The following is an 8,136-nucleotide window of genomic DNA, read 5'->3' as shown; positions in this document are numbered from 1 at the left end:
CTTCGTGGCCAACGGCAAGTACTGCGTGGTCAACAACACCTACGAGCCCCAGAGCACCACGGTCTACAAGGGCGACGGCTCCAGCTTCCACCTGGACCTGGCCGCCAACGAGATCAAGTGGTACGAGATCTGAGCCCTGTAAAGTCTGGCTGTGACAAAGCTCCCGGCTCCGCATATGCGGAGCCGGGAGCTTTTCTTTTCTTGTGCACAGTCTGAGCATCTGGTACAATAAATATAGAATAAAAAAGGAAAAAAACTGCAGGTAAGCTGGGAGGAGAGCCGATGAAAAAGCAGAGCAAAATGCTTCTGGGGCTGGCCGCTCTGGCTGCGGCCTGCCTGTTGGTGTTCTGGCTGACCCAACCCCTCCAGGGGACGGTCCAGTCCGCACCCTATGCGCTGGAGGAGCAGCTTGAGGGGGAGCAGCAGCGTCTGATGGCACAGGGGCTGATTGGGGCGGAATCCCTGGTGCAGTCCTCCGGGGAAGGGGCGAGCACTGCCTATTATCCAACTCTGACCATGCCTACGCTGCCGTTCTGGTATGTAGTCCAGGGGCTCAATACAAAGAGCTATACTGAGGCGGAATACAACGGAACGGAGTGCTTTCGTTTTGAAGGGGAGGGACTGACGGTGTATGTCAGCCGGGCGGCTTTTTTACCCGGGGCGGGATGGGAAGCTGAGCAGACCGGCTTCAATGCTGCGGATGAGGTCATCTCGCAGCAGCTGACCGACCATATCAATACAGAGGTTACCCGGCCTTACTACTGGTGCGGCTGGCGGGTTTACCGCACCTGGGGAATTTCCTGGGTACAGTTGGCGGTCTATCAGGCCACAGTTGGCATGTGGGGAACGAATGGGGTGGTTTTGCAGTACGCCATTCCCGCCTCCCACGGCCTGGAACAGAAGGAGGCGCCCCTCACCGCCCGCCCCACCATGGGTTTGCAGTTTGGAAGCCCTGAGGGAAAAGAACGCTATTTTAGCGATGCGGAGCTCCTCTGGACAGGACGGATGCAGGAGGACGGGGCAGAACTGGTGAGCCTGACCTGGCAGGAGGAGGGCGGTCCGCTCCGGGAGAGTCCTTACAATGAGATTTTCACAGGGGAGAGCTTGGTGCTGGACGGAATTACAGAGGGAAACCGCCTTCTCAATCCGGTGGAGTTCCCGCTGTCCAATACCGAGAAAGGCGTCTATGTCCAGGGCTGCCGGATTGAGTCCCCGGTGGTGGTGAGCGAGCCCACTGACTTTCTGCAGATCAGCCTGGGGATGGTGGGCTCAAAGACAGACAAGAAATACCAGGTAACCTTTGTCAGCGGTACTTCGGACTGAGACTGCAAAGCCTTGGGCCGGAACGTCAACTGTCAACCTATCCAAAAAACGCCCGCCAAATTCGGCGGGCGTTTTTTCCTTGGGTGTACGCGGAGCACTTGACGGCTTGTCCGGGATAGTATACTATATATACGCTCTCAAGGCGGAGCGATACTACATGTTGTATACTATAAAATGGACTTTTGGCCCCGACTGCGGGGCGTTTTTTGCGGCAAACACGGGAAGAGGAGCGGTAAACTATGACCATCAGCAGCATTCGCAAGCGTGACGGGCGGCTCATGCCCTTTGATGAAGAGAAGATTGTCCACGCCATCACCAAGGCCTTCAACGCCACCTACAAGCCCGGTCACGAGGATACGGCCCGCAAGCTGGCCGACGAGGTGCTCTCTATTCTGGAGGTGGAGGGCAACCAGCAGCCCGACGTGGAGCACATCCAGGACCTGGTGGAGCGGGTGCTCATGGATGACGGTTACATCCAGACCGCCAAGGCCTACATCCTCTACCGCTCCGACCGCAGCCGGGTGCGGGAGATGAACACCCGCCTGATGAAGATCTACGAGGACATCACCTTCTCCGCCGCCAAGGACTCGGACATCAAGCGGGAGAACGCCAACATCGACGGCGACACCGCCATGGGCTCCATGCTCAAGTTCGGCTCTGAGGGCGCCAAGCAGTTCTATGATATGTTCGTCCTCAATCCGGACCACGCCCGGGCCCACCGTGAGGGCGACATCCACATCCACGACCTGGACTTCCTCACCCTCACCACCACCTGCTGCCAGATTGATATCAAGAAGCTGTTCCAGGGCGGCTTCTCCACCGGCCACGGCACCCTCCGGGAGCCCAACGATATTTCCTCCTACGCCGCCCTGTGCTGCATCGCCATCCAGTCCAACCAGAACGACCAGCACGGCGGCCAGAGCGTGGTCAACTTCGATTACGGCATGGCCGACGGCGTGAAAAAGACCTTTGTCAGATGCTACCGTCAGAACATGGCCCGTGCGCTGATGCTTCTGTGCGGGGACGAGGACCCGGAGAAGAAGCTGAAGGGGATTATGGCCGACATCCAGGCCGAGACCGGCCTCCAGCCCACCCTGGAGCACTGCGAGGACTACTTCGCCGCCGAGCTGCCCCGCCTGGCCGGGACCTTCGGCGCCGAGGAGGACATCAAGAAGGCCCAGCAGTTCGCCCACCAGCGGGCTGTGAAGGAGACCGACCGGGCCACCTACCAGGCCATGGAGGCTCTCATCCACAACCTGAACACCATGCACTCCCGTGCCGGCGCCCAGACTCCCTTCTCCTCCATCAACTACGGCATGGACACCTCTCCCGAGGGCCGCATGGTGATGAAGAACCTGCTGCTGGCCACCGAGTCCGGCCTGGGCAACGGCGAGACCCCCATCTTCCCCATCCAGATCTTCCGGGTGAAGGAGGGTGTCAACTACAACCCCGGCGAGCCCAACTACGACCTGTTCCAGCTGGCCATCCGCTGCTCCGCCAAGCGGCTGTTCCCCAACTTCAGCTTTATCGATGCGCCCTTCAACCTCCAGTACTACGATCCCAAGCGGCCTGAGACCGAGATTGCCTACATGGGCTGCCGGACCCGGGTCATCGGCAACGTGTACGACCCCAGCCGGGAGATCTGCAACGGCCGCGGCAACCTGTCCTTCACCACCATCAACCTGCCCCGTCTGGCCATCAAGGCCAAGGGAGACCTGGACGCCTTCTTCGAGGGCCTGGACCGGATGATGGACCTGTGCGTGGACCAGCTGCTGGAGCGGTTTGAGATTCAGTGCCGCAAGCACGTGCGCAACTACCCCTTCCTCATGGGCCAGGGCGTCTGGCTGGACAGTGACAAACTGGACTGGGACGACGAGGTCCGTGAGGTGCTCAAGCACGGCACCCTGTCCGTGGGCTTCATCGGCCTGGCCGAGACCCTGAAGGCCCTCATCGGCGTCCACCACGGCGAGAGCGAGAAGGCCCAGGTGCTGGGCCTGGAGATCATCTCCCACATGCGGGCCCGCATGGACGCGGAGAGCGACAAGCGGGGCCTCAACTTCTCCCTGCTGGCCACCCCCGCCGAGGGCCTGTCCGGCCGCTTCGTGAAGATGGATAAGGCCCGCTTCGGCGTGATGGAGGGCATCACCGACCGGGAGTACTACACCAACTCCTTCCATGTGCCCGTGTACTACCCCATCTCCGCCTATGACAAGATCCGCATCGAGGCGCCCTACCACGCTCTCACAAACGCCGGCCACATCAGCTATATTGAGATGGATGGCGACCCCACCGAGAACCTGGAGGCCTTCGAGAAGGTCATCCGCTGCATGAAGGAGAGCGGCATCGGCTACGGCTCCGTGAACCACCCGGTGGATCGTGACCCGGTGTGCGGCTTCTCCGGCATCATCGGCGACCAGTGCCCCGGCTGCGGCCGCACCGAGGCCGACGGCGTGCCTTTTGAGCGCATCCGCCGTATCACCGGCTACCTGGTGGGCACCCTGGACCGCTTCAACAACGCCAAGCGGGCCGAGGAGCACGACCGGGTGAAGCACTCGGTCTGAGCATAAGAAAGCGCAGTGCCCCTGCCGCATGGCGGCAGGGGCACTTTTTCAGTGGAAAACAAGACGCCGCGACCCCTGATTTCCTTGTGCTTTGGCGGGGGAGCGGCTATAATGGAGAAAATAGTGTTTAAAGAAAGGAACGAGCGTATGAGAATCGCGTCCACCATGTCCGATTCCATTGTGGACGGTCCGGGGCTGCGCTTTACGGTGTTCACCCAGGGCTGTCCCCATAACTGTCCGGGCTGCCACAACCCGGAGACCCACGACCCCGCCGGAGGGCGTGAGGCCACCGTGGAGGAACTGGCGGAGAAGATGGGCAAAAATCCCCTTACCGACGGCCTGACCCTCTCGGGCGGCGACCCCTTCCTCCAGGCGGAGGAGTGCGCCCAGCTGGCCGCCCTGGCCCACGGCCAGGGGAAGAATGTGTGGACCTACACCGGTTACACCTGGGAGACGCTCACCGCCGCGGGACGGCCCGACTGGGACGCCCTGCTGGCTCAGACCGACGTGCTGGTGGACGGGCCCTTTGTGGCGGCACAGAAGTCCTATGACGCCCTGTTCCGGGGCTCCACCAACCAGCGGCTTATCGACGTGACTGCCAGCCGCAGAGCGGGCAGGGTGGTGCTGTGGACCCGGCCCGACCCGCTGGCCCATTTCACGATTCCCGAGTCATAAGGCATTCCAGCCCGGCGGCAGAGCAGTCACGGGCCAGTCCGGCGCCGGTGCGCAGGCCCAGATAGAAGGCGTGGACGGCCAGAAAGCGGAACAGAGCCTCGTGCTCCTGCCGTGCCTGTACGGTGTGGCTGTTCTCCCACAGGGAAAAGAGGAATTCAGCCTCCAAGTCCCGGGGCTGCCTGTCCAGATAGGGCTTGATGTAGCTGCTGTACAGAAAGCGGGAAAAATCGGTCATAACACCACCTCCTAAGTCGTGCTTATTATACACCACTCAAAATGTCGTGTCAAGGGGGAATAATGCCCATGGAGAAGATTATGGAGCCGTTTGGAAAACGGCTGAAAGAGTTGCGGGAGCGGGAACATAAAACCCAGGTAGATATGGCGAATCTTTTGCAATGTACAGACCGCCACTATCAGCGCATGGAGTACGGCTATGTGAATGTTCCCTCACTGACGCTTATCTTTCTGGCAGACTACTTTGATGTAACCACCGACTACCTGCTGGGACGGGAGGAGAAGCACCATGACGGTGATTGACAAGGCGGCATGGCCCAGGCGGGGACACTACGAGTTCTTCGCGCCCATGTCCAACCCTTTTTACAGTCTGACCTTTCCGGTTGACGTAACAAACCTAAAATCCTATACGAAACGGAATAAACTATCTTTTTATTACAGCTTGGTGTACCTTGTCACCAAGGCCATGGACCAGGTGGAGGCCTTCCGGTATAAATGCCGCGGGGAGGAGATTGTGCTCCACGACTGCCTCGTCCCCAGCTTCACCGACCTGAAGCCGGGGAGTGAGCTCTTCCACATCACCACCCTGGAGGCAGGGGAGGACATAGCCGACTTCTGCCGCCGGGCGGGCGAGGCGTCCAGGGCCCAGACCAAGTTTATCAACAACGGCCCCTGGCCGGGGGACCAGCTTATCTACTTCACCTGCCAGCCCTGGTTCCCCATTACCTCTCTGACCAACGAGCGGGACCTGAACCCGGAGGACAGCGTGCCCCGGGTGGCCTGGGGCAAGTATGAGGAGAAGGACGGACGGCTGGTGCTGTCCATGTCTCTGGAATTGAACCACCGCCTGGTGGACGGCGTCCATGTGGGGCAGTTCTACCAGCGCCTGAACGCCCTGATGGAGGCCCTGGGCTGATATGTCGCATACGGAACAGCTGGGTCCCTATTCCTTCCGCTGGGAGGAGGGCTGCTTTCCCCTGGGGCAGGACAGCCTGCTGCTGGGGGCCTTTGCCACGGTGAAGCCGGGGTGGCGGGTGTGCGATCTGGGCTGCGGCGCGGGGGCCCTGCTCCTGCTGCTGCTGGGCCGGGTTTCCACCTTGACGGTGTGCGGTGTGGAAATCTCTCCCATAGCTGCCGACGTTGCCCGCCGCAATCTGGCGGATAACGGCCTGTCCGGGGAGATCATCACCGGCGATTTGAGGGATACTGCCAGCCTGCCGCCCGCCGGACAGTGGGACCTGGTGGTGTCCAACCCGCCCTGGTTCCCGGATGGCTCCGGCCGTTCCGGCGGTCCCGAGCGGATGGAGGAGCAGTGCACCCTGGAGCAGCTGTGCGCTGCCGCCGCCCGCTGCCTGAAAAACGGCGGCCGCTTTGCCCTGGTCCACCGGCCCGACCGGCTGACAGACCTGCTCTGTGCCCACCGGGCCGCCGGTCTGGAGCCCAAGCGGATGCAGCTGGTGCAGCACAGGGAGGATAAGGCCCCCTCCGCCGTGCTGCTGGAGGCGGTGCGGCAGGGCCGCCCGGGTCTGGAGGTCCTGCCTGTGCGGACAGGACCGTTAAACTGATTGATTTTCTGGAGGTGGCCCAATGGCCGGAATACTCTATCTGGTCCCCACGCCCATCGGCAACCTGGGGGACATGTCTCAGCGGATGATTGACACCCTGGCGGAGGCGGACTTCATCGCCGCCGAGGACACCCGGGTGTCCCTGAAGCTGCTCAACCACCTGGGGCTGAAAAAGCCCATGGTGAGCTACTACCGCCACAACACCGAGACTGGCGGCCAGACTGTGCTAAACCGCCTGCTGGCGGGTGAGAGCTGTGCTCTGGTCACCGACGCGGGCACCCCCGCCATCTCCGACCCCGGCGAGGAGCTGGTGAAGCTGTGCGCCGACAACGGCGTGGAGGTCATCTCCATTCCCGGGCCCTGTGCCCTGGTCACCGCCCTGTCGGTGTCTGGCCTGCCCACCGGCCGGTTCACCTTTGAGGGCTTCCTGCCCATGAATAAGAAGAACCGGAAGGCCCATCTGCTCTCTCTGACCGGCGAACAGCGGACCATGATCTTCTATGAGGCCCCCCACAAGCTCTCCGCCACCTTGGCCGACCTGCGGGACACCTTCGGCGGGGACCGGCGGATCTCCCTGTGCCGGGAGCTGACCAAGCTCCATGAGGAAGTGCGCCGCACCACCCTGGACGAGGCTGTGGCCTGGTATCAGGCCAACAGCCCCAAGGGGGAGTTTGTGCTGGTGGTGGAGGGCGCCCAGCCCGTGGAGGAGGAGGGCGTCAGCCCGGAGGACGGTCTGGCTCTGGTGGAGCGCTACCGCTCCGAGGGCCTCTCTCTGCGGGACGCCGCCCGGCGGGCGGCGGAGGAGACCGGCCTGCCCCGCAAGGAGCTCTACGACATGGCATTAGGGAAAAAATAGCAAATTGACGGAGCGGTGCAAGAAATAGAACATTATGCAGCCAGCATACAGCGGCGCGGTGGAGGCTCCACCGCGCCGCTGTTTGTATAATTGGACAATTTTCTAATTTGCAAACATGAAATTTGACGAAGAAGGAAGAGGAATATCCTGTTTTGTAAGTATATGTAAAATATGATTATACTAACAGTATATAGCTGGAAGTTTATTACTTCACAGAATCATCAAATTTCACTTTGAAATTCGAAGAAAATAATCAAAAAAGAGCATATATATTTTGAGCCGAAAATGGTCGAATGAGAAAAAATTTGTAACGGGAGAAAAAATTCATTTTATCAATAGGGCATTGATGTTACCAAAGCGGCAGGCCTTGTATAGGGCTGACCGAGTGACAGTTAAAAAATGGGCATGAAAAAGCCCCCACTTCCGGCGAGGGAAAGGGAGCTTTTTTTATATTCTGCGGAATTATTTGTTCATGAGTTCCTTAATGCAGTTGGGACAGACGTTTTTGCCCTTAAAGTTAATAACGTCCTTGGCATCATCACAGAAAATACAGGCGGGCTGGTATTTCTTCAGGACGATGGAAGAGCCGTCCACATAGATTTCAAGGGAGTCCTTCTCCGCAATATCCAAGGTGCGACGGAGCTCGATTGGGAGAACAATCCGCCCCAGTTCATCCACCTTTCTCACAATTCCAGTCGATTTCATTCCTTTTTCTCCTTTCGTCGACTCAAACTAGTTTCCGCGTTTTTCCACTATTACCTAGAAACTGACATTATTATAACACAGAGTATTCCAAAGTCAATGAGAAAATGGAAAATAACATTTTGTTCACAAGAAGTTCATGATTTTCCCATGTTAAGATTAAAAAATAATTTTAAAAGTATTTTTACAAAAAGAGGACATGTTTTCCAAAAAGTGAGAA

The 8,136-nt window shown here is 59.2% G+C and carries 10 protein-coding genes; 8 read left to right on the top strand and 2 right to left on the bottom strand.

The window, feature by feature from the left end; translation table 11 throughout:
* The 4 genes from ACOX7T_RS08535 to nrdG form a co-directional block, all read left to right on the top strand.
* Positions 1 to 133 (top strand): 1,3-beta-galactosyl-N-acetylhexosamine phosphorylase C-terminal domain-containing protein (locus ACOX7T_RS08535; protein WP_433441784.1); only part of this gene is annotated, 133 nt, incomplete at its 5' end.
* A gap of 149 nt (positions 134 to 282) precedes the next feature.
* The gene (locus ACOX7T_RS08530; protein ID WP_433441778.1) at positions 283 to 1,323 is read left to right on the top strand and encodes a hypothetical protein; all 1,041 of its coding nucleotides are present in this window, start codon (positions 283 to 285) and stop codon (positions 1,321 to 1,323) included.
* A gap of 239 nt (positions 1,324 to 1,562) precedes the next feature.
* The gene (locus ACOX7T_RS08525; RefSeq protein WP_433441776.1) at positions 1,563 to 3,884 is read left to right on the top strand and encodes an anaerobic ribonucleoside triphosphate reductase; all 2,322 of its coding nucleotides are present in this window, start codon (positions 1,563 to 1,565) and stop codon (positions 3,882 to 3,884) included.
* A gap of 147 nt (positions 3,885 to 4,031) precedes the next feature.
* The gene (nrdG, locus tag ACOX7T_RS08520; RefSeq protein ID WP_433441774.1) at positions 4,032 to 4,559 is read left to right on the top strand and encodes an anaerobic ribonucleoside-triphosphate reductase activating protein; all 528 of its coding nucleotides are present in this window, start codon (positions 4,032 to 4,034) and stop codon (positions 4,557 to 4,559) included.
* Here the strand turns inward: nrdG and ACOX7T_RS08515 are convergent.
* Positions 4,540 to 4,794 (bottom strand): hypothetical protein, encoded by a 255-nt coding sequence (locus ACOX7T_RS08515; protein ID WP_433441772.1) that lies wholly within the window; start codon positions 4,792 to 4,794, stop codon positions 4,540 to 4,542. The two genes, nrdG and ACOX7T_RS08515, sit on opposite strands and share 20 nt — an antisense overlap.
* A gap of 68 nt (positions 4,795 to 4,862) precedes the next feature.
* Here ACOX7T_RS08515 and ACOX7T_RS08510 point away from each other — a divergent pair, with 68 nt between their 5' ends.
* The 4 genes from ACOX7T_RS08510 to rsmI are packed head-to-tail and all read left to right on the top strand — an operon-like array spanning position 4,863 to position 7,214.
* On the top strand, positions 4,863 to 5,096 hold the full coding sequence (locus ACOX7T_RS08510) for a helix-turn-helix domain-containing protein (RefSeq protein ID WP_433441770.1): 234 nt from the start codon (positions 4,863 to 4,865) through the stop codon (positions 5,094 to 5,096).
* Positions 5,083 to 5,709 carry a CatA-like O-acetyltransferase gene (locus tag ACOX7T_RS08505; protein ID WP_433441768.1) on the top strand — a complete coding sequence of 209 codons (627 nt, stop codon included), beginning with the start codon at positions 5,083 to 5,085 and terminating at the stop codon, positions 5,707 to 5,709. The genes ACOX7T_RS08510 and ACOX7T_RS08505 overlap by 14 nt, the downstream gene beginning before the upstream one ends.
* Before the next feature lies 1 nt (position 5,710).
* A complete protein-coding gene (locus ACOX7T_RS08500) occupies positions 5,711 to 6,358 on the top strand; it encodes a tRNA1(Val) (adenine(37)-N6)-methyltransferase (RefSeq protein ID WP_433441766.1) in 648 nt (215 codons plus the stop codon).
* Between the two features lie 22 nt (positions 6,359 to 6,380).
* On the top strand, positions 6,381 to 7,214 hold the full coding sequence (gene rsmI / locus ACOX7T_RS08495) for a 16S rRNA (cytidine(1402)-2'-O)-methyltransferase (RefSeq protein WP_433441764.1): 834 nt from the start codon (positions 6,381 to 6,383) through the stop codon (positions 7,212 to 7,214).
* Between the two features lie 462 nt (positions 7,215 to 7,676).
* Here the strand turns inward: rsmI and ACOX7T_RS08490 are convergent, their stop codons facing one another.
* Positions 7,677 to 7,919, bottom strand: a complete 243-nt coding sequence (locus ACOX7T_RS08490) for an AbrB/MazE/SpoVT family DNA-binding domain-containing protein (RefSeq protein WP_433441762.1) — start codon at positions 7,917 to 7,919, stop codon at positions 7,677 to 7,679.
* Positions 7,920 to 8,136: the final 217 nt, after the last annotated feature.

It is taken from the genome of Pseudoflavonifractor sp., assembly GCF_050943825.1.
In the GTDB taxonomy this organism is placed as follows: Bacteria; Bacillota; Clostridia; order Oscillospirales; family Oscillospiraceae; genus Pseudoflavonifractor.
The sequence above is the reverse complement of the archived record's forward strand: the minus strand, read 5'-3'. Positions and strand labels throughout refer to the sequence as shown.